We start from the raw sequence: 18,836 nt of genomic DNA on the forward strand, positions 1-18,836 counted from the left end.
GTCCCCACACGGCGCGTCCCCCACACCGCGCGTCCCCACACCGCTCGTCCCCCACACTGCGCGTCCCACCCCCGCTCGTCCCCACCCCGCTTCGTCCCAACACCGGGGTTTGTCGACAACCGCACGCGTTGCGTCGAGGTCCGTGTCGGAGTGTTCGACAACCGCACGTCCCCTCCGCTCGCCCCCCCACCCCTCGCCCCCACACCCCTCCTCCTAACACCGCTCGTCCTAACACCGCTCGTCCTAACACCGCTCGTCCTAACACCGCTCGTCCTAACACCGCTCGCACCCACACCGCTCGTCCCAACGACCGCTCGTCCCAACACCGCGGGTTTGTCGACAACCGCACGCGTTGCGTCGGGTTCCGTGTCGGAATGTCGACAACCGCACTTCCCTCTGCTCGCCGCCGATTGGCGGATACTTGGCCGCGATGGTCGATCCCGCTGCCGGCGTTCGCCAGTTCATGATCATGATCGATCCGTTGATCGACTCGAGCCGCAACCTGGTCGCCGAAGATCAGCGCCCGCCCAACATCCCCGCGCTCGCGTTCGCGCCGACGTGAACGCCCGACCGTGCCGACCGGCCACCCCTCGCCCGGCACCCCCGCGGTCTCCCTCCAGCCAACCTCTCCCACCTCGCCAGACCGAGCCGGCCCACCAACCCCAGCCCGCCGTATGTCACGCCCGACCGCCCCGGCAACGCCCAACCCGGAGAGGGACGTGCGGTTGTCGACATTCCGACAACGGACCTCGACGCAACGCGTGCGGTTGTCGACAAACCCGCGGTGTTGGGACGAGCGGGGTGGGGACGAGCGGGGGTGGGGACGCGCGGTGTGGGGGACGCGCCGTGTGGGGACGAAGCGGGTGTTAGGAGGAGGGGTGTGGGGGGCGAGCGGAGGGACGTTGCGGTTGTCGACATTCCGACACGGACCGCTCGTCCCAACACCGCGGGCTTGTCGACAACCGCACGCCGTTGCGTCGAGGGTGTTGGGCGAGCGGGGTGGGGACTGGCGGGGGTGGGGACGCGTGGTTTGTGGGGACCGTCGGTGTTGGGACGAAGCGGTGTTGGGCGAGCGGGGGGGTGGGGACGAGCGGTGTTGGGGCGAGCGGGGTGGGAACGCCGCGGTGTTGGGCGAGTGGGCGGAGTCAGGGGGTGGGTGTGGGGACGAGTTGGTCGACCTTGGGGATCACGGCGCCGAGGTCGGCGTGGACGGCCAGGATGCGGCGGACCAGGTCGGCCTGGTCGCCGGTCAGGGCAGCGCCGGTGATCACGTCGATGATCATGGATTCGGGGTCGTGGTGTTCCAGGACCGACTCGTACCGGTCAGCTTGGCCGACGGCGGTGAGGACGGCCAGGATGGTCGCCTCGCGGGCGCCGAGGCGGAAGAAGTCCTCGCCCTGGGCGCGGGCCAGGTCGCGGGCCACGGGGACCTCGGGGCCGGGCTGGACGACGTGCCGGCCGAGGCCGCGGACGACGGCGACCGGTCGGCCGGTCAGCTTCTCCTTGGCCAGGTCGGCCGCCGCCGCGAGCTCGTCGGCGATCGCGGCCGCGCTGACCTTGAGGTCGTTGCCGTACGGATCCGTACGGCCGGCGTAGGAGTCGATCACCCGGACCCCGGCGGCACCGATCGCGAGGTCGGTCTGGCCGATCCGCCAGGCCCGGCCGGAGGTGTCGGAGATGATCACGCCGAGCCGGAGCCCGGTCCGGGCGACCAGGTCGTCGCGCAGCCGCGCGGCGCTGGCGTCCGGGTCGACCGGCAGCAGCAGGACGGTGCCCGGGTCGATGTTGGAGTTGTCGACGCCGGCGGCGGCCATGGTCAGCCCGCCGCGGGTGTGTACGATCCGGGACTCGCCGCGCCGGGCCACAGTGCCGACCGACTCCGCGGTGATCGCGGCCTGCCGGTCGTCGGCCCGCATGGTCCGGCCCTCGGCCTTGCTGATGATCTTGGACGTGACGACGACGATGTCGCCGTCCACCAGCGGACCGGCGTCGTCCGAGGCCATCGCCGCCAAGATCAACTCGGCCAGATCGGCACCTGCGGAGACCTCGCCGATCCCGGCCGGCGCGAAGATCGTGATCATGCGACACCGACCTCGGCCGCGGCCTTCCGGACGAACCGGGCGGTCGCCTCCGGGGTCGCCATGATCAGGTCGGCGCTGATCGCCGGCAGCCCGTCGGCCCGGAGCTGTTCGACCGACGTGGCGTCGGCGTCGTCCATCACCCACAGGTCGAGCACTCCGGCACCGGACCGGGGCCCGTAGTGCCGACCGACCGCGGCCGCGCTCACCTCGACCCCGATCATCGGTAGCAGCCGGTGCGCCATGCCGAGCACCGGCGCCCCGTCGAGGATCCCGGAGAAGCCGATCACCGGCGCCGAAGTGCTGCGCAGCCCGGCCGCGAGGCCCGGCACGGCGAGGATCGGGCCGATCGAGACCACCGGGTTGCTCGGGGCGATCAAGATCAGATCCGCCGACTCCAGCGCGGTCAGCACCCCGGCGGCGGGAGCGGCGTCGTCCATCCCGACCCGCACCATGTCGAGGGCTTCGGGTTCGGCGTGCTGGCGTACCCAGTATTCCTGGAAGTGCACCGCCCGGCGCCCGGACGGCGAGTCTGGATCGGCGATCACGATATGGGTTTCGACGCGGTCGTCGGTCATCGGCAGCAGCCGCAGCTTCGGGTCGTCGGCGAGCCAGCGGCTGCACAGGGCCGCGGTGACCTCGGACAGCGGGTAGCCCGCGTCGAGCAACTGGGTCCGGACCAGATGGGTGGCCAGGTCGAGATCGCCCAGGCCGAACCAGGACGGCTCGACGCCGTAGCGGGCCAGCTCCTCCTTGACCCGCCAGCTCTCGCCCTGCCGCCCCCAACCGCGCTGCGCGTCGTTGCCGCCGCCCAGCGTGTACATCATCGTGTCCAGGTCCGGACACACCCGCAGCCCGTGCAGGGTGATGTCGTCGGCGGTGTTCACGATCACGGAGAGTTCGGCGTCGGGATAGGCGTGTCGGACGCCGGCGGTGAACCTCGAACCACCGACCCCGCCGGCCAGGACTGCGATCTGCACGGCTTCAGTCTGTAACACCGGCCAACTGGGGGCCAGTCGAGGTCCCTCGGCGTGTGTGATGGCGGTACGGGAAGTGGCCGCCGGGGAAGGGCTAAGGTGACCTGAGCAAAGCTCGGGGCCACAGGTTCGCCGACCCGCGACTCGGCGGTCCGGTACGAGGTAGGGAGACCATGCTCGAGGAGCTGAAGAAGTACCGAGAACTCGTAGTCCTCATCCTGCTCGCGGCAGCGGGACTACGCCTGCTCGCCCAGCTGATCGGGGCGTTCTTCTACCCGGGCGTGGACGGACCTGGCTTCCTCTGGGGCGCCGGGGCGATCGGGCCCGACACCCTTGACGTTCTGGTGGCCGCGGCCCTGGTCGCGATGGTCGCCTGGTGCGCCCACGACAAGACGCAGAACGCCCGGCTGCTCGCCCTGATCGCCCTGATCGTGGTCGGTGTGGCGACGCTGGTCGGCTTCCTCTACAGCGTGCTCGGGCTCGCCGCCGGGAGGAGCAACCCGGTCTTCGGGTTCCTGACCCACCTGACCGAGCTGGTGATCCCGGTGCTGCTCGTCATCGCACTGTGGCGGATCTTCCAGTCGCTGCCCGCGCCGCAGCCGGCGCCCCGGCCGCAACCGGCCGCGCTCCCGCCCGGCTATCCGCAGGGTTACCAGCAGGGACCCCAATCCGGCCCTGGAATGCAGCAGCCCGGCCCTGGAATGCAGGCCGGACCCGGGATGCAGGCAGGACCCGGGATGCAGGCAGGACCTGGCATGCCGCCGGGACCCGGGATGCCGGGCAGTCCCCAGCACGGCCCGGGACCGCAGCAGGGACCCGGTCCGCAGCAAGGCCCCGGGGACCAGGGCTGGGGCGGTGCCTGGCAGGGCCAGCAGCCGTCCTCGCAGGCTTCGGCGCCGCCGGCCCAGCAACCGGCACCGCCGGCCGGCCCGGGGACGTGGCAGCCGCAGCATTCGCCGAACCAGCCCTATTCGCCGACCCAGCCGGCGCACCCCGGCCAGCATGATCAACATGGCGCCCCGGGCGGCTGGACGGCCCAGTCCGACGTGCAGACCGCGCGCTCCGCGGCCAGCGGGTACGAGTCCACCGGCCCGATCGGCCAGCCCGGCGCACCGGGCCAGCCCCAGCCGCACCAGAACGAACCCCAGCCCAACGGGTCAGCACAGCAGCAGCCACAGCAGCCGGACCCGCAGGCCCAGCCGAGCCCGCAATACCAGGCACCGCAGGGCCAGCCCGGACAGCCTGGACAGCCGGAGCAGCCGTCGCCGGTCGCTGGGCCGAACCCTGGCCAGCCCGGCTCCGCTCCGAGCGCGTACGAGCCCACGGGCCCGATCGGCCAGCCGCCGGCGTCGGCCGGGTCCGCCGTGAACCCGGGCCAGGGCTACCAGCAGGCCCAGCAGCCGGGCCAGCCCCAGCAGCCCGGCGACCAGCCGAGCGGATCCGACTCCCGGCAGGCCCAGCCGAACTGGTGGGATCGGCCGAACTGAGGCTTGATCAGGGGGAGTGCGTTCGGGTTGGCGTGTCGACCCGGCGCCCGCTACGCTCGCCCGGCGCACCCTGCGGAGGCGTCTGCCCACGGTGCCGGACGAGTGCGCATTATCAGGTCTGCACTTGACTTCTCGGTATTGACAGGCATGTAATTTCACATATGTTGTTCGGCGATGGGATCACGTTCCCCAAGCCCATCACCAAGCAACACCTGATCGCCTCCAACGGCCACCGCGAGCCGGAGGGATGCGGGCATCGGGCGACAACAGGTATCGGGTCGAGGAGGTGCAGCTAGATGCACGAGGAGCCGGAGTTCGACGACGACGAGTTCGGTGCACTGAGCTGGCAGGAACGGGCGCTCTGTGCGCAGACCGATCCCGAGGCGTTCTTCCCGGAGAAGGGTGGTTCGACCCGGGAGGCGAAGAAGGTCTGTCTTTCCTGCGAGGTGCGGACGGAGTGTCTGGAATATGCGCTGTCCAATGATGAGCGGTTCGGCATCTGGGGCGGCCTGAGCGAGCGAGAGCGGCGGAAGCTCAAGAAGCGCGCCGTCTGAGCCCTTCGATGGGCTCCCGGGCCGATCGGACCGGGGCCCTTCGACAGGCTCAGGACGCGACGATCAGGGTCTCCGGACCCGATCTCGGTGGGCTCGCGTGATCGTTCGGATGGAGTGTCGGGGGGAAGACGGCATAGAGTATGGGGCGCCCAACCAGGGCGCCCTTGATGTTTGTTCGGGCGACGTCGGCCGGGGGCCGGCCCTCGTCCCGATCCGCATCGGGGGACCGCCGTACCCAGTACCCTTCGCTCGACCCGCGTAGGCCGACGAGGAACCGGCCCAGTCGGTTGCTCGTTGGAACTGCTGGTCCGCGGGAGTTCCACGACTTGCAAAGGTTCCAACAATCCACATGGCCAGAGATATCGTTCCCGACGATGCTCTCGAGCCTCGACGCAGTCTCGGCCACCACCCGGCAGCGTCGTACGAACTCGACCTCGACCCGCTGATCGACACCGCCCAGCTTTCCGCGATCACCGTCGGCGACGACGGTGAGGTGGACCCCTGGGCCTGGGCCCGGGAGGAGGACGACTACAGCCGACCGGTCGACGTCTCGCGTTGCGAGGTCACCGCGGTGCTGGTCGCCTTCGACGCCGAGCGCTGGCTCTCCGCCACCCTCACCGGGCTGTCTCACCTCTCGGTCCGGCCGACCCGGCTGATCGCGATCGACAACGGCTCCACGGACGGCACCCTGGACCTGCTGCACGACGCGATGACGCGCGGCATCCTGGACGCCGTCTACCAGGGCAAGCGCGGCACCGGCTTCGGGGAGGCGGTCACCCGGGCCCTCGCCGCCGACTCCGCCGCGATCAACGAATCCGCCGACACCCGGCTCTTCTTCACCCGCGAGGAAGATCAGCGGGAGCCCTGGTACTGGCTGCTGCACGACGACGCCGTGCCGGCGCCGGACGCGCTGTACCAGCTGCTGGCCCACGTGGTCACCGATCCCGACATCGACATCACCGGCCCGAAGCTGCTGCTGCCCAAGCGGCGCCAGGCCACCCGGCGGCTCAGCGAGGTCGGCGTCTCGATCTCCGGTACGGGCAGCCGCGAACTCAGCCTCGACCCGGGCGAGATCGACCAGGGTCAGCACGACGAGCCGCGGCCGCGACTGGGCGTCTCCAGCTGCGGGATGCTGGTCCGGGCCAGCGCCTGGTCCGAACTGGGCGGCCTGGATCCGGCGGTGCCGGTGTTCCGGGACGGCGTCGAGTTCGGCTGGCGGGCCAACCTGCAGGGCTACCACGTCGTCACCTCGCCGGCTGCGGAGATGGTGCACCGCCAGGTCGGCCGGGCCGGCCTGCGCCGGCGCGGTATCGGCGGCCGCCGGCCGGGCAAGACGGACCGGCTGCTGGGCATGCTCGTCGTGGTCGGCCACGCCCCGGGCGCCCAGGTCATCTGGACCTGGCTCCGGCTGGTCTGGAGCTGCATCCTGCGCGCCATCGGCTACCTGGTTGGCAAGGCGCCCGGACGCTCCCTGGACGAACTGCTCGCGCTCGGTTCGTTCGTCGTCCACCCGAGCCGGATCAGCCGGATGCGGCGCCGGCTCGCCGCGATCGATCCGATCTCCGGCGCCGGTGACCGGGTCCGCGAACTGCGGCCGCCCTGGTGGGGCGGCTTCCGGCGGGCCGGCGAGGCGCTGACCGGAGCCGTCGCGGACCGCTACCAGTCGGTCGCCGGGGCCAGCGAGGTCGCGCTGCTGGACGACCTCACCGCCGACGACTACCTGACCGTCGGCCGGGACGAGCCGACGCGCAGCCCATGGCTGGCCCCGATCGTGATCGCCCTGGTGGTCGCGATCGCCGGCAGCGTGCTCGCCGCCCGGGACCTGCTCCGGCTCGGCTCGCTCTCCGGCCCGGCCCTGCTGCCGGCGCAGGAGTCCCTGGCCGCGGCCTGGAACGCCGCCCTGGCCCCGATCATCGGCGCGGCCAGCCAGTCCAGCCCGCCGTGGCTGGCCCTGGTCGCGCTCGGTTCGACGATCACCTTCGGGCAGCCGGAGTGGTTCGTCACGCTGCTGCTCTGCGGGGTCGTCCCGCTGTCCCTGCTGACCGGCTTCCTCGCGGTACGGCATCTCATCGTCGACCGCCGGCTCCGGATCTGGGTCGCCGGTACGTACGCGCTGCTGCCGGTGCTGCTCGGCGCCACCAACCAGGGCCGGCTCGGCCTGGCCGTGATCGCGGTCGCGCTGCCGTTCCTGTTCATCGCCGTGCGCGCCCTGGTGCTGCGCCGGCCGCGCAACCCGGAGGCCTGGCGCGGCGGCTGGGGCGCCGGCCTGGTCCTGGTCGTGCTGATCGCCTTCGAGCCGTCCCTGCTGCTGTTCGCGATCGTGCTCGGCATCGCCGGCGCGATCGTGCTCCGGCGGGTGCCGCGCAAGGCGGGCCGGATCCTGATCGCGCTCGGTGTCCCGCTGATCGCGCTGGCGCCGTGGTGGCCGAGCCTGATCACCAGTTGGGGCCGGGTGCTGGTCGGGCCCGACGCCGCGCTGACCGGGGTCGGCGACGCCACCCGGGTCTGGGAGCTGATGCTCGGCCGGCCCGGTGGCGAAGGGCTGCCGCCGGTCTGGATCAGCGCGATCGTGTTCGGCCTGATCTGGCTGCTCGCCGCCGTCGGCATCGCCCGGCGGCCGAAGTCGTACACGGTGGTCTCGGCGTGGGTCGCCGGCGGGCTCGCGCTCGCCATGGCGATCGTGGTGTCCCGGCTGGTGGTGAACCTGCCGCCGATCGGCGACCAGGCCCGGCCGTCGGCGGGCACCTACCTGCTGATCGCGTTCGCGGCGCTGCTGGTCGCCGCCGCCACCGGCCTGGACGGCTGGGCCACCGACCTCGGCGACCGCAGCTTCTCCTGGATCCAGCCCGCCTCGGTGCTCGCCGGCGTCCTGATCGGCGCCGTCACCCTCGGCGCCGGCGTCTGGTGGGCGATCGGCGGCGCGGCCGGCCCGATCACCCGGCAACCCCTCGACGCCCTGCCGCCGTACGTCGTCAACGCGATGGCCTCGGAGAACAAGGTCCGGGTGCTGGCGATCGACGCCGGCGGCGACGGACTGCGCTACTCGGTGGTCGACGAGAACCTGTCCCGGCTCGGCGACGCCGACCGTGGCTACGCGCTCGGCGGCTCGATGGAGGCCCGCAACCAGGCCACCGACCTGGTGCGGCGGCTGGTCGCCGGCACCGGCGACTCCGAGATCGCCCCGCAGCTGAGCCGGCTCGGCATCGGCTACGTCTGGGTGACCGGCGCCGACGAGGCCGAGCAGGCCCTGGTCGGCAACACGCCTGGCCTCGGTACGGCCAGCGGCAACTTCCGCGGCATGGTCTGGCAGGTGCAGCCGCCGCCCAGCCGCGCCGTCCTGGTGGACGGGAAGAAGCGGATCCCGATGCCGGCCGGCGGGACGACGATCGAGCCGGGCGGCGAGAACCGGCGGCTCGAGCTGGGTGAGCCGGCCGACTGGCGCTGGCAGGCCACGCTGGACGGCATTCCGCTGGCGGCGGCCGACGACGGCTGGCAGCAGGCGTTCCTGCTGCCGCCGCAGGGCGGCCGGCTGGAGTACCGGCTGCCGACCGCGAACTGGCTGCTCGTGTTGCAGGGGCTGGCTCTCGGCGTCGCCGCGATCCTGGCCGCCCCGGCGATCCGCCGCCCCGAGGTCCGGGACCCGGCGAAGTCTGCCCGGCGGGCCGCGGCCGGCGGGGCAGGGGAGGTCTGATGTCGGAACACCAGTACCCGGAGCAGCAGAACCCGGGCCGCGCCTACCAGGACGACGATCCCGAGGTCGTGGACTGGCAGCCGGTGTCGGAGCCGGGCGCCCAGCAGCGCGGCGCCGGCCTGCTGGCGGTCGTCGCCGGCATCGCGATCCTGCTCGGCGGCGGTTCGCTGCTGCAGCCGGCGCTCGCCGATCCGCCGCCGGCCCAGCAACCGGTGATCGGCCGGACCAACGTGGTCTGCCCGGCGGCGCCGACCGGCGACGACGTGCGCTCGGTGGTCCAGGCGGTTGCCAACAAGCAGAAGAACGACCAGCCGGGCACGCTGTCCGGCACCCCGGTCGGCGCGGACAAGCCGGCGTTCCAGGTGACCGACCCCGGCAAGGGCGTCACCAAGGCGGCGCCGAAGGACACCTTGATCGTCACCGGCGAGCGCGGCCTGGCCACGGCGAGTAGCGCCGGGACTCTGACCAACGGCAGCGCCGGGGTGAACTCGGGGCTGCTCGGCGCGTCCTGCAGCAAGCCGGCGGCCAGCCACTTCTTCGCCGGGATCGGCGCCGAGAAGGACTTCCGGACGGAGTTGGTGATCACCAACCCGGACGAGACCCCGGCCCAGGTGGACGTCACGTTCCTCGGCTCCAAGGGCTCGGTCCCGGTGCCCGGCGGCCCCGGCATCGAGATCCCCGGACTGCAGTCCCGGGTGATCGCGCTGGACACGATGGTGACCGTGAAGGGCGCGCTGTCGGCGCAACTGGTCGCCTCCCGCGGCCGGGTCGCGGTGATGGCCCGGGACTACCGGTCCAAGGGCGACGAGCCGCGCGGCGCCGACTGGCACGCCTCCTCGGCGGCGCCGGCCAACCAGGTGATCATTCCGGGCGTACCGGACGGGTCCGGCGGCCGGAAGCTCGTGGTGGCGAACCCCGGCACCGTGCCGGCCCACGTCGAGATCGCCGGGCTCGGCCTGCAGGGCGAGTTCGTGCCCGCCGGCGGCGACCAGATCGACGTGCCGGCGCAGAGCACGGCCCTGCTCGAACTCGGCCCGGGCCTGGTGGAGCAGGCCGGCGCGGTCAAGCTGACCAGCGACCAGCCGGTCACCGGGGCGATCCGGTCCGATGCGCCGAGCGCGGGCGAGACCGGCGACAAGCTGGTGCCCGACTTCGCGGTGCAGCCCGCGGCCCTGCCGCTGCGCGAGGTCGGCGTGCTGCCCTTCGTCGGCGAGTCCGGCATCGAGAGCCAGCTGGTCCTCAGCCATCTCGGCGAGGGCAAGGTGGACGTGATCATCGAGGTGGTCAGCATGGCCGGGGTGACGGTGAAGCTGGAGAAGGTCCAGGTCGCCGCCGCCAGCACACTGGTACGGCAGCTGAGCTCGCCGTTGCCGGCCTACGTCGTGATCCGTACCCCGGAGAACTCGGGCGTCTACGCCGGCCTGGTGCAACGCCGGACCAGCAACACTGACGTCTTCGGGATCACCACCCTCGCGGTGTCCTCACCGGACGTGGCCGACCGGGTCCAACCGGCCAGCTACGACCCGTGGACGGCGCGCTGACCGTGTCCAGTCGCCGCGACCGGCACCAGCGTGGCCTGCGCGGCCCGCTGGCGCTGCCGAACCAGCTGAGCCGGCACCCGGCCCGGCCGTTCCGGTCGCCGACGAAGGCCGACTTTTTCGCCGACGCGGTCGACGAGGCCGTCGAACGGATCGGCCACCACTGCCCGGACGCGCTGGTCGGGATCACCTTCGGCATCGAGGATGTCCCTTATCTGGAACGGGCCTGGACCGGAGCCGAGGTTCCGTTGGCCGCCGCGATCTCCGGCGACGCGGACCGACTCAGCCAGGTCGTCGTCTACCGGCGGCCGCTGGAACACCGCGCCGCGACCCGGTCCGGCCTGCGGATCCTGGTCTACCGGACCGTCGTCGAGCAGCTGTCCGCCCTGACCGGCCGAAGCGTCGCGGAGCTCGATCCGGACGGCGACGACGACGAGCTCTGACCACCGTTCGGGCACGAACTTGATCATGGCGGCGAGCCTCCCGGCGAAGCGTCCCGGCCGGAGGTAGCGTCGGTTCTTGTGACCTCCAGGCGCTGCTCCCGATCGGGATGCTCCGGCACGGCGGTGGCCACGCTCACGTACGTCTATCTCGACTCGACGGCCGTGCTCGGGCCGCTGGCAACGCGCGCCGATCCGCACGGGTACGACCTCTGTTCCCGGCATGCCGAGGCGCTCTCCGCCCCCCGCGGCTGGGAGGTGATCCGGCTGGCCATCCCGGACGAGCCGGAGCCGAACACCGACGACCTGCTGGCGCTGGCCGACGCCGTCCGCGAGGTGGGCCTCGGGTACGACGAGCAGGCCCAGCCCGAGGACGGTTCCAAGGAGCGTTCCTCCGGCGTCGTGGAGCTGGGCCGGCGCGGTCACCTGACCGTGCTCGCCGATCCCGACAACTGATCCGCCCGGTGGGGCGTCCCACTAATCTGGTCCGGTGATCACTCCCGGAATCTTCAAGGCCAACGACATCCGCGGTCGCGCCGTCGCGCCGGACCCCGACTGGGACGCCGACGGAGCCCGTGCGATCGGCGCTGCCTGGGTCGAGGTCACCGGCCTGCAGCCGGGCGTGGACCGGCTGGTGGTCGGCCGGGACATGCGGCTGACCAGCCCCGAGTTCGCGGCCGCGTTCGCCGACGGGGTGGCGAGCCAGGGCGTCGACGTGATCGACATCGGCCTGGCCAGCACCGACCAGCTCTGGTACGCCTCCGGTGCGCTCGGCCTGCCCGGCGCGATGTTCACGGCGAGCCACAATCCGGCGCCGGACAACGGGATCAAGTTCTGCCGGGCCGGCGCGCTGCCGGTCGCCTCGGCCGATCTTGTCGCGCTGGCCGACCGGGTCCGGACCGGGCCGTCGGTCGAGCCCGCGGCCCGGCGCGGAACGATCACCGAGCAGGACCTGCTGGCGGACTACGCGGCCTACCTGCACGGGCTGGTCGACCTGTCCGGGCTGCGCCGGCTCCGGGTCGTCGCGGACGCCGGCAACGGGATGGCCGGGCACACCCTGCCGGCCGTGCTCGGCTCGCTCGGCCTCGATCTGATCGGCCTCTACACCGACCCCGACGGTACGTTCCCGAACCACCCGCCGAATCCGCTGGAGCCGGAGAACCTGGTCGACGCCCAGGCTGCCGTACGGGAGCACGGCGCGGACCTCGGGCTGGTCTTCGACGGCGACGCGGACCGGTGCTTCCTGATCGACGAGACCGGCGCCGTGGTCAGCCCGTCGGTGATCACCGCGATGATCGCCGGCCAGGAGCTGGACCGGGAACCGGGCGCGACCATCGTCTGCAACACGATCACCTCCCGGGCGGTGCCGGAGCTGGTCCAGCGACGCGGCGGCAAGGTCGTGATCACCCGCGTCGGGCACACGTTCGTCAAGGCCGCGATGGCCGAGCACGGCGCGATCTTCGGCGGAGAGCACTCCGCCCACTACTACTTCCGCGACTTCTGGGGCGCCGACACCGGCATGCTGGCGGCGCTGCACGTGCTCGCCCTGGTCGGCCGCACCGATGCGCCACTTTCCAAGCTGGTCGAGGAATTCTGCTCCTACGTCGAGTCCGGGGAGATCAACTCCACCGTCGCCGACCAGAAGTCGATCATGGACCGGCTGGCCGCGGCGTTCGATGATCGGGGCGAGCTGAGCACCCTGGACGGGCTCACCGTCTCGGGCCCCGGCTGGTGGTTCAACGTCCGGCCGTCGAACACCGAGCCGCTGCTCCGGCTCAACGTCGAGGCCGCCGACCAGGCCACCATGACCGCGCTCCGCGACGAGGCGTTGTCGCACATCCGCCGTCCCTGACCCGGAGCACCGGTCGGAGTCGGTACGGTTAGCGATGCGAGACCTGAGGAGGGTGCAATGGTTGTCGAACTGGCGCCGGAACTGCTGGAGATCCTGTCCTGCCCCAGCTGCCACGGTGCGCTGGCGGTTGATCATGATCGGGACGAGTTGACCTGCGTCGCCCCGGACTGCGGACTGGCCTATCCGGTGCGGGATCAGATCCCGATCCTGTTGATCGACGAGGCCCGTCGCCCGGACGGGTTGTAGGCCCGTCGATGACGATCTTCGATGACGCCTGGCTGGACGACCAGCAGGCCCTGCGCGGGGCGGACCCGGTGCTGCGGCGGCTCGCCGAGGCCGGGGCGCGGCTGCGCCGGGAGACCGAGGCGGCCGAGCAGCCGCGGCAGAAGCTGGCCGAGGGCCCGCGGCCGCGCGCCGTGATCGCGGTCGGTTCCGAGGCACGGTTCATCCGGGCCATGCTGGAACCGGTCTGCCCGGTGCCGTTCGTGGCCTGGCCGCACCACGGCCTGCCCGGCTGGGTCGGCGCGCTCGACCTGGTGGTGGCGATGGCCAGCGACGGCGCCGAGCCGGGCCTGATCATGAGCGTCGCCGAGGCGACCCGGCGGGGCAGCATGTCGCTGGTCGCCTGCCCGGAGTCGTCCCCGGTGGCCGACCACACCAGCTCCCGGTCCACCACGCTGCTGCCGACCACGACGGCCGACACGCTGGCCGCGGCGATCGTGGTCCTGGACGCGCTGCACCTGGCCCAGCTCGGCCCGATGGTCCGGCCGGACCTGGTCGCCGACGCGATGGACCTGGTGGCGGAGGACTGCTCGGCGTACCGGGATCTGTCGGAGAACCCGGCCAAGGACCTGGCCCTGGGGCTGGCCGACGCGCACCCGCTGGTCTGGGGCGGTTCGGTGCTCGCGGCGCGGGCCTCCCGGCGGGTGGCCGAGGCGGTGCGGGCCGGGACCGGCCGCGCGGCACTGGCCGCCGACGCCCGGGAGCTGATGCCGATCCTGGACGGCGCGGCGCCGCGGGATCCGTTCGCGGACCCGTTCACCGACGTGCTGCCGGTGGACCGGCGGCCCGGCTTGTTGATCTTGGACGACGGTGACACCGACGAGATGGTCCGGACGGCGCACACCGGCCTGCTGTCGGTGGCGGAGCGGAACGACGTCCGGGTCAACACGATCGGTCACCGCGGCGGCTCCGATGTCGAGCGGTACGTGACGCTGCTGCAGACCGGGATGTTCGCGGCCGTGTTCCTCGCCGTCGGGCTCGGCCGCTACCACGACGTCTGAGGTGGCCGCCGTCTGGCAAGATAAGCCGGCGTGAGCGCTGAAGGTGGGACGAGGGCCGTTGTCGCGGCCCTGGCGGCGAATTCGTTCATCGCCCTGTGCAAGTTCACGGGCTGGGCCATGACCGGAGGCGCGGCGTCGTCGTTGCTCGCGGAGGCGATCCACTCGGTCGCCGACGCCGGCAACCAGGCCCTGCTGCTGGTCGGCGGGCGCCGGTCCCAGCGGGCGGCCACCCCAGAGCATCCGTTCGGCTTCGGCCGGGAGCGGTACGTCTTCGCGTTCATCGTCGCCATCGTGCTGTTCAGCGTGGGCGGTCTGTTCGCGCTCTACGAGGCGTACGAGAAGTTCAAGGAGATCCAGGAGGGGCACGCCAACGAGCTGCTGGAGAGCCAGTGGTGGTGGCTGCCGATCGCGATCCTGGTCGCCGCGATCATCGCCGAGTCACTGTCGTTCCGGACCGCGATCAGGGAGTCCAGCAAGTCCAAGGGCCGGCAGACCTGGGGCCGGTTCATCCGGTCGGCCAAGTCGCCGGAGCTGCCGGTCATCCTGCTGGAGGACCTGGCCGCGCTGGTCGGCCTGGTCTTCGCGTTGGCCGGTGTCGGGCTGACCCTGATCACCGGGAACGGCTACTTCGACGTCGTCGGAACGGCCATGATCGGCCTGCTCCTGGTGGCGGTCGCGGTCACCCTGGCGATCGAGACCAAGAGCCTGCTGGTCGGTGAGTCGGCGACGCCGCAGTCGATCAAGGCGATCGAGGCCGCGCTGGAGGGCACCGAGGGCGTGGACCGGATCATCCACATGAAGACGTTGCACCTGGGCCCGGAGGAGGTGCTGGTGGCGGCCAAGATCGCGGTCACCGGCACGGACACGGCGACCGACGTCGCCGAGACGATCGACCGGGCCGAGACCGCGATCCGAGCCGCCGACCCGATGGTCAGCGCGCTCTACCTGGAGCCGGACCTCTACCACGAGGACTACCAGCCGCAGGCACGTCCGGAACGCCCGGCCGCGCCGTCCCACTGACCGTGCGGAGCCGACGATGACCAAGATCCTGATCTTGAACGGACCGAACCTCGGCCGGCTCGGCAAGCGCCAGCCCGAGGTGTACGGCTCCACCACCCATGATCAACTCGCGGACCGGCTGGTCGCGTTCGGGAAGGAACTCGGCGTCGAGGTCGAGGTGCGGCAGACCGATCACGAGGGCGAACTGGTCGGCTGGCTGCACGAGGCCGCCGACCATTCGTTCCCGGTCGTCCTGAACCCGGCGGCCTGGACCCACTACTCGATCGCGGTCGCCGACGCGGTGGCCCAGCGGACGGCGGACCTGATCGAGGTGCACCTGTCCAACGTGCACGCCCGGGAGGAGTTCCGCCGCCACTCGGTGATCACGCCGTACGCGACCGGAGTGATCGCCGGCCTCGGCATCACCGGCTACGAACTCGCCCTGCGCCGCCTCGCCGAGTCCCCTTCCGCCCCCTGAGCCTGTCGATAGGCCAGGTCGGTTCGCCGGCTCATGCCGCGGCCGAGCGGGAGAGTTGATCAAGCCGGCTCAGTTCGTCGGCGGACAGGTCCAGCGACATCGCCTCGGCCGCCTGGGTCGCCTGGCTCGGCTTCGAGGCACCCGGGATCGCCACCACCGTCTCGCCGTAGAACGTGATCAACCAGGCCAGCGCGACCTGGCTCGGGCTGGCACCGTGGGCGCGGCCGATCGTGATCAACTCCTCGATCAGCGGCGCGGTGCGGCGCAGGGTCCGCTCGTCGAAGCCGCCGGCCAACCGCCGGAACGGGAGCAGGCCCGACCGGGCTTGTTGATCATGGAAGCGTCCGGTGAGCAGGCCGGACCGCAGCGGCGAGTACGCGATCAGCGTGATCCCGAGCCGCCGGGCGAGGTCGAGCACCCCGTTCCGCTCGACATCGCGGTGCAGCAGGCTGATCTGCACCTGGTTCGACGCCAGCACCAGGTCGTGCCGGGCCAGCACCGCGTGCGCCAGTTCCAGCTGCCGGGCGGAGAAGTTGCTCACCCCGATCGCGGTGATCTTGTGCTCGTGGGCCAGCCGGGCCATCGCCGTGAGCTGCGCGGTCAGTGAGGAGAAGCTGCCGTACGGCAGGTGGATCTGGTGCAGGGCGATCGGGTGACCCTGCAGCGCGGCCAGCCGGTCGTCGATCGTGCGGACGATGCTGCCCGCGGTCCGCAGCCCTGGCGTCCACTTGGTGGCGATCGGGACCTGGCCCGGCGCGACGCCGAGGTCGCGCAGCGCGGTGGTCAGGGCTCGTTCGGAGCGGCCGCGGCCGTACATCTCGGCGGTGTCGAACCAGCCGGTGCCGGCCCGGAGCGCCGCGTCGACGATCTCGGTGACGGCCGGCTGTTCCAGCGGCGGGTAGAACAGGCGGGCGACCAGCCCGGCGCCGGCGAACTGCATGCAGCCCAGGCCGATCGGCGTGATCTTGAGGTCGGTGCGGCCGAGGCTGCGGGTGGCGGTGACCATGCGGTCCTCCCTGGATCGTGAGACATGCGTGTCTCATCATCGTACACAGATGAATCCAGGTCGGACCAGCCTGTAATCTCCTGAGGCATGGCACGACAGCCCGCGCTGCAGGACCGGATCGCGACCGGGATCCTTGATGCGGCCGCCGCGGTGCTGGCCGAGCGCGGGCTCACGGCGAGCATGGGCGAGATCGCCGCGGCCGCCGGGGTGGGCCGGGCCACCCTCTACCGCTATTTCCCCAATCGGGACGCGCTGCTGGAAGGTCTGATCCAGGCCGCGACGGCCGAGCTCACCGCTCGGGTGGCGGCGGCCGACCTCGACGCGGTCTCGGTCGAGGTCGCGTTGGGCCGGCTGGCCCGGGCCTTCCTGACCGCGGGCGCCAAGTACGCCGTGCTGGCCAGCGTGGACAAGAAGGGTCTGGGAAGTTCGGGTGAACTCGAGGCGGAGGTACGGCGACCGGTCCGGGACCTGATCGACCGCGGGCTGGCCGACGGAACCTTCCGGGCGGAGGTCGGCGCCGACGTCCTGCTGGGCTCGCTGGCCGCCCTGCTGGAGCACGGCCTGGCCCGGGTGATGGCCGGCGATGCCGGGATCGAGTCGGTCGGGGACTCGTTGGTCGATCTCTACCTGAACGGTGCTTCGGCGCGCTGACCGGTACCGCGCGTCGGGTCAGGGGAGCAGGCCGCGGGACAGGGCGGCGACGACCGCGGCGGTACGGTCGGCGACCCCGAGCTTGCCGAAGATCCGTACCAGATAGGTCTTGACCGTCGCCTCGCCGATGAAGAGCCGGGCCCCGATCTCGGCATTGGTCAGCCCCTCGCCGACCAGGCCGAGCACCTCCCGTTCCCGGTCGGAGAGGGCCGGTGGCTCGGCCCGCCGGGTGAGCCGGGCCGTCACCTCGGGAGACCAGGCCTGGCGACCGGCGGCGACGGCCCGGATCGCCGCCGTGAGCTCGTTGATCGACACGTCCTTGAGCAGGTAGCCGACCGCGCCGGCCTCGATGGCGGGCCGGATGTCGGCGTCGTCCGAGTACGTCGTCAGGACGATGACCCGATGCCCGTCGAGCCGCCGGATCGCGCTGACGCCGTCGCCGCCCGGCATCCGCAGATCCATCAGGATCACGTCGGGCGCGAGGCGGTGGGCCAGGGTCACGGCCTCGTCGCCGGAGGCGGCCTCGGCGACGATCTCGATGTCGTCGACGGCGGCCAGCATGCCGCGGATTCCCTGCCGGACCAGCGCGTGGTCGTCGGCGACCAGCACCCTCACCACGGGAGCCTGACCGTGATCGTGGTGCCGCCGCCCGGCCGGCTGTCGAGGGTCAGCCGGCCGCCGGCCTGCTCGACCCGGCCGCGGATCCCGCACAGGCCGTAGCCCCGGCTCGGCTCGGCCGGATCGAAGCCGACGCCGTCGTCGGCGATGACCAGCGTCCGGCCACCCTCGTCCGAGGTCAGCACGATCCGGGCCGACCCGGCGTGGGCGTGCCGGCCGATGTTGCTGACCGATTCCTGCGCGATCCGGAACAGGGCTTCGTCCTGCGCCGGGTCGCGGCGTCCGCCGGAACCCTGGTCGTCGGGGAGGTCGAGGTCGGCCGGCGGTACGCAACGCCGGGCCAGCTCGGCGAGCGCGGCGTCCAGCGAACCGTTGGCGAGGACCGGTGGGGTGAGCGCGGCGACCAGGCTCCGTACCTCGGCCAGATTCTCCCGGGCGGCGGTCCGGGCGGAGGTGAGGTGGTCGTTGGCGCCGGTCTCGGCCTCGGCCGCCTGCAGCAGCATCGAGATGGCGCCCAGTCCCTGGGCCACCGTGTCGTGGATGTCGCGGGCCAGCCGCTCCCGTTCGGCCAGCACGCCGGCCTGCCGGTTCGCCGCCGCGAGCTCGCTCCGGGTGCGATCCAGCTGCTCGATCAGCCGGGCCCGTTCGGTGTTCTGGACGCCGAGCCGATCGATCACCACGCCGAGCACGGCGGCGGAACTGAGCAGGATCAGCAGGATCAAGATCGCCTGCCAGGGATTGGCGCCGGCCAGGGTGATCCAGCGAAACGCGGCGCCGGAACACAGGACGGCCATGACCGCGACGGCCACCGGGATCCGCAGCGCCATGAAGGCCTGCGGGACCAGGGCGCCGAGCCCGAACGCCGCGGCGGGGATCAGCACGGTGGCCGGCAGGAACAGGATGATCATGGCGGCCACGTACCACCAGGTGCCCGGAGTCGGCCGGACCTGGGTGCGGATCGCCCGGCGACCGGCCAGGACGTAGGCGCCGGCCAGCAGCAGGAGCAGGGCCACGACGATCCCCGTGGTCAGCGGTGGGCCCTCCTGCAGGACCACGATGGCGATGGTGCCGACCAGGGCGATCCCGAAGTAGGCGTCCCAGAACGGATAGCTTCGCTGCCAGGCGTCCTGGGCTCGAGCCACCCGCTCCGTACTCGAGGAATCCATGGCCTCCCCGCCCCGAGG

At 72.1% G+C, this 18,836-nt stretch carries 18 protein-coding genes; 13 read left to right on the forward strand and 5 right to left on the reverse strand.

Going from position 1 to position 18,836, the window contains the following annotated elements; all coding sequences use genetic code 11:
* Positions 1 to 430 precede the first annotated feature (430 nt).
* Positions 431 to 562 (forward strand): hypothetical protein, encoded by a 132-nt coding sequence (locus ACFQU4_RS36260; RefSeq protein ID WP_377501742.1) that lies wholly within the window; start codon positions 431 to 433, stop codon positions 560 to 562.
* Positions 563 to 1,145: 583 nt separating this feature from the next.
* Here ACFQU4_RS36260 and cofE read toward each other — a convergent pair.
* Both cofE and cofD read right to left on the reverse strand, forming a co-directional pair.
* Complete coding sequence (gene cofE / locus ACFQU4_RS36265) at positions 1,146 to 2,081, reverse strand: coenzyme F420-0:L-glutamate ligase (protein ID WP_377501744.1); 936 nt, start codon at positions 2,079 to 2,081, stop codon at positions 1,146 to 1,148.
* Positions 2,078 to 3,058, reverse strand: a complete 981-nt coding sequence (cofD, locus tag ACFQU4_RS36270; protein ID WP_377501746.1) for a 2-phospho-L-lactate transferase — start codon at positions 3,056 to 3,058, stop codon at positions 2,078 to 2,080. Before cofD ends, cofE begins: the two co-directional genes overlap by 4 nt.
* A 170-nt stretch (positions 3,059 to 3,228) precedes the next feature.
* Between cofD and ACFQU4_RS36275 the strand changes: the two genes are divergently transcribed.
* The 11 genes from ACFQU4_RS36275 to aroQ all read left to right on the forward strand — a co-directional run bounded on the left by ACFQU4_RS36275 (position 3,229) and on the right by aroQ (position 15,377).
* Entirely contained in the window at positions 3,229 to 4,542 is a 1,314-nt protein-coding gene (locus tag ACFQU4_RS36275; RefSeq protein ID WP_377501748.1) for a hypothetical protein, read from the forward strand.
* A 296-nt stretch (positions 4,543 to 4,838) separates the two neighbouring features.
* Positions 4,839 to 5,096 (forward strand): WhiB family transcriptional regulator, encoded by a 258-nt coding sequence (locus tag ACFQU4_RS36280; protein ID WP_179750449.1) that lies wholly within the window; start codon positions 4,839 to 4,841, stop codon positions 5,094 to 5,096.
* A gap of 349 nt (positions 5,097 to 5,445) precedes the next feature.
* Positions 5,446 to 8,787, forward strand: a complete 3,342-nt coding sequence (locus ACFQU4_RS36285; protein WP_377501751.1) for a glycosyltransferase — start codon at positions 5,446 to 5,448, stop codon at positions 8,785 to 8,787.
* The gene (locus tag ACFQU4_RS36290) at positions 8,787 to 10,328 is read left to right on the forward strand and encodes a DUF5719 family protein (RefSeq protein ID WP_377501753.1); all 1,542 of its coding nucleotides are present in this window, start codon (positions 8,787 to 8,789) and stop codon (positions 10,326 to 10,328) included. Before ACFQU4_RS36285 ends, ACFQU4_RS36290 begins: the two co-directional genes overlap by 1 nt.
* Positions 10,313 to 10,768, forward strand: a complete 456-nt coding sequence (locus ACFQU4_RS36295; RefSeq protein ID WP_377501755.1) for a metallopeptidase family protein — start codon at positions 10,313 to 10,315, stop codon at positions 10,766 to 10,768. Before ACFQU4_RS36290 ends, ACFQU4_RS36295 begins: the two co-directional genes overlap by 16 nt.
* 78 nt (positions 10,769 to 10,846) lie before the next feature.
* Complete coding sequence (locus tag ACFQU4_RS36300; RefSeq protein ID WP_377501757.1) at positions 10,847 to 11,221, forward strand: DUF3499 domain-containing protein; 375 nt, start codon at positions 10,847 to 10,849, stop codon at positions 11,219 to 11,221.
* Between the two features lie 34 nt (positions 11,222 to 11,255).
* Positions 11,256 to 12,617, forward strand: a complete 1,362-nt coding sequence (locus ACFQU4_RS36305; protein ID WP_377501759.1) for a phosphomannomutase/phosphoglucomutase — start codon at positions 11,256 to 11,258, stop codon at positions 12,615 to 12,617.
* A gap of 57 nt (positions 12,618 to 12,674) precedes the next feature.
* Positions 12,675 to 12,863: a Trm112 family protein gene (locus tag ACFQU4_RS36310; protein WP_377501761.1), complete on the forward strand. Its 189-nt coding sequence runs from the start codon at positions 12,675 to 12,677 to the stop codon at positions 12,861 to 12,863.
* Between the two features lie 8 nt (positions 12,864 to 12,871).
* Positions 12,872 to 13,900, forward strand: a complete 1,029-nt coding sequence (locus ACFQU4_RS36315) for an SIS domain-containing protein (RefSeq protein ID WP_377501763.1) — start codon at positions 12,872 to 12,874, stop codon at positions 13,898 to 13,900.
* A 30-nt stretch (positions 13,901 to 13,930) separates the two neighbouring features.
* Positions 13,931 to 14,920, forward strand: a complete 990-nt coding sequence (locus ACFQU4_RS36320) for a cation diffusion facilitator family transporter (protein WP_377501765.1) — start codon at positions 13,931 to 13,933, stop codon at positions 14,918 to 14,920.
* 16 nt (positions 14,921 to 14,936) lie between these two features.
* Entirely contained in the window at positions 14,937 to 15,377 is a 441-nt protein-coding gene (gene aroQ / locus ACFQU4_RS36325) for a type II 3-dehydroquinate dehydratase (protein ID WP_377501767.1), read from the forward strand.
* A 31-nt stretch (positions 15,378 to 15,408) separates the two neighbouring features.
* Here aroQ and ACFQU4_RS36330 read toward each other — a convergent pair whose 3' ends face one another.
* A complete protein-coding gene (locus ACFQU4_RS36330) occupies positions 15,409 to 16,383 on the reverse strand; it encodes an aldo/keto reductase (RefSeq protein WP_377501769.1) in 975 nt (324 codons plus the stop codon).
* A gap of 87 nt (positions 16,384 to 16,470) precedes the next feature.
* On the opposite strand from ACFQU4_RS36330, the gene ACFQU4_RS36335 reads away from it, so the two are divergent.
* Entirely contained in the window at positions 16,471 to 17,034 is a 564-nt protein-coding gene (locus ACFQU4_RS36335; protein WP_377501771.1) for a TetR/AcrR family transcriptional regulator, read from the forward strand.
* A gap of 18 nt (positions 17,035 to 17,052) precedes the next feature.
* On the opposite strand, the gene ACFQU4_RS36340 is transcribed toward ACFQU4_RS36335, so the two are convergent.
* Positions 17,053 to 17,649: a response regulator gene (locus tag ACFQU4_RS36340; protein ID WP_377501773.1), complete on the reverse strand. Its 597-nt coding sequence runs from the start codon at positions 17,647 to 17,649 to the stop codon at positions 17,053 to 17,055.
* Positions 17,646 to 18,818 (reverse strand): sensor histidine kinase, encoded by a 1,173-nt coding sequence (locus ACFQU4_RS36345; RefSeq protein WP_377501775.1) that lies wholly within the window; start codon positions 18,816 to 18,818, stop codon positions 17,646 to 17,648. Before ACFQU4_RS36345 ends, ACFQU4_RS36340 begins: the two co-directional genes overlap by 4 nt.
* Positions 18,819 to 18,836 lie beyond the last annotated feature (18 nt).

The sequence above is a fragment of the Microlunatus sp. GCM10028923 genome, from assembly GCF_042666975.1.
Classification (GTDB): Bacteria; Actinomycetota; Actinomycetes; order Propionibacteriales; family Propionibacteriaceae; genus Microlunatus.

Coding starts and splice junctions, on each gene's coding strand:
- ACFQU4_RS36260 (WP_377501742.1), top strand. CDS start 431: ATGGTCGATCCCGCTGCCGGCGTTCGCCAGTTCATGATCATGATCGAT.
- cofE (WP_377501744.1), bottom strand. CDS start 2,081: ATGATCACGATCTTCGCGCCGGCCGGGATCGGCGAGGTCTCCGCAGGT.
- ACFQU4_RS36275 (WP_377501748.1), top strand. CDS start 3,229: ATGCTCGAGGAGCTGAAGAAGTACCGAGAACTCGTAGTCCTCATCCTG.
- ACFQU4_RS36280 (WP_179750449.1), top strand. CDS start 4,839: ATGCACGAGGAGCCGGAGTTCGACGACGACGAGTTCGGTGCACTGAGC.
- ACFQU4_RS36285 (WP_377501751.1), top strand. CDS start 5,446: ATGGCCAGAGATATCGTTCCCGACGATGCTCTCGAGCCTCGACGCAGT.
- ACFQU4_RS36290 (WP_377501753.1), top strand. CDS start 8,787: ATGTCGGAACACCAGTACCCGGAGCAGCAGAACCCGGGCCGCGCCTAC.
- ACFQU4_RS36310 (WP_377501761.1), top strand. CDS start 12,675: ATGGTTGTCGAACTGGCGCCGGAACTGCTGGAGATCCTGTCCTGCCCC.
- ACFQU4_RS36315 (WP_377501763.1), top strand. CDS start 12,872: ATGACGATCTTCGATGACGCCTGGCTGGACGACCAGCAGGCCCTGCGC.
- aroQ (WP_377501767.1), top strand. CDS start 14,937: ATGACCAAGATCCTGATCTTGAACGGACCGAACCTCGGCCGGCTCGGC.
- ACFQU4_RS36330 (WP_377501769.1), bottom strand. CDS start 16,383: ATGGTCACCGCCACCCGCAGCCTCGGCCGCACCGACCTCAAGATCACG.
- ACFQU4_RS36335 (WP_377501771.1), top strand. CDS start 16,471: ATGGCACGACAGCCCGCGCTGCAGGACCGGATCGCGACCGGGATCCTT.
- ACFQU4_RS36345 (WP_377501775.1), bottom strand. CDS start 18,818: ATGGATTCCTCGAGTACGGAGCGGGTGGCTCGAGCCCAGGACGCCTGG.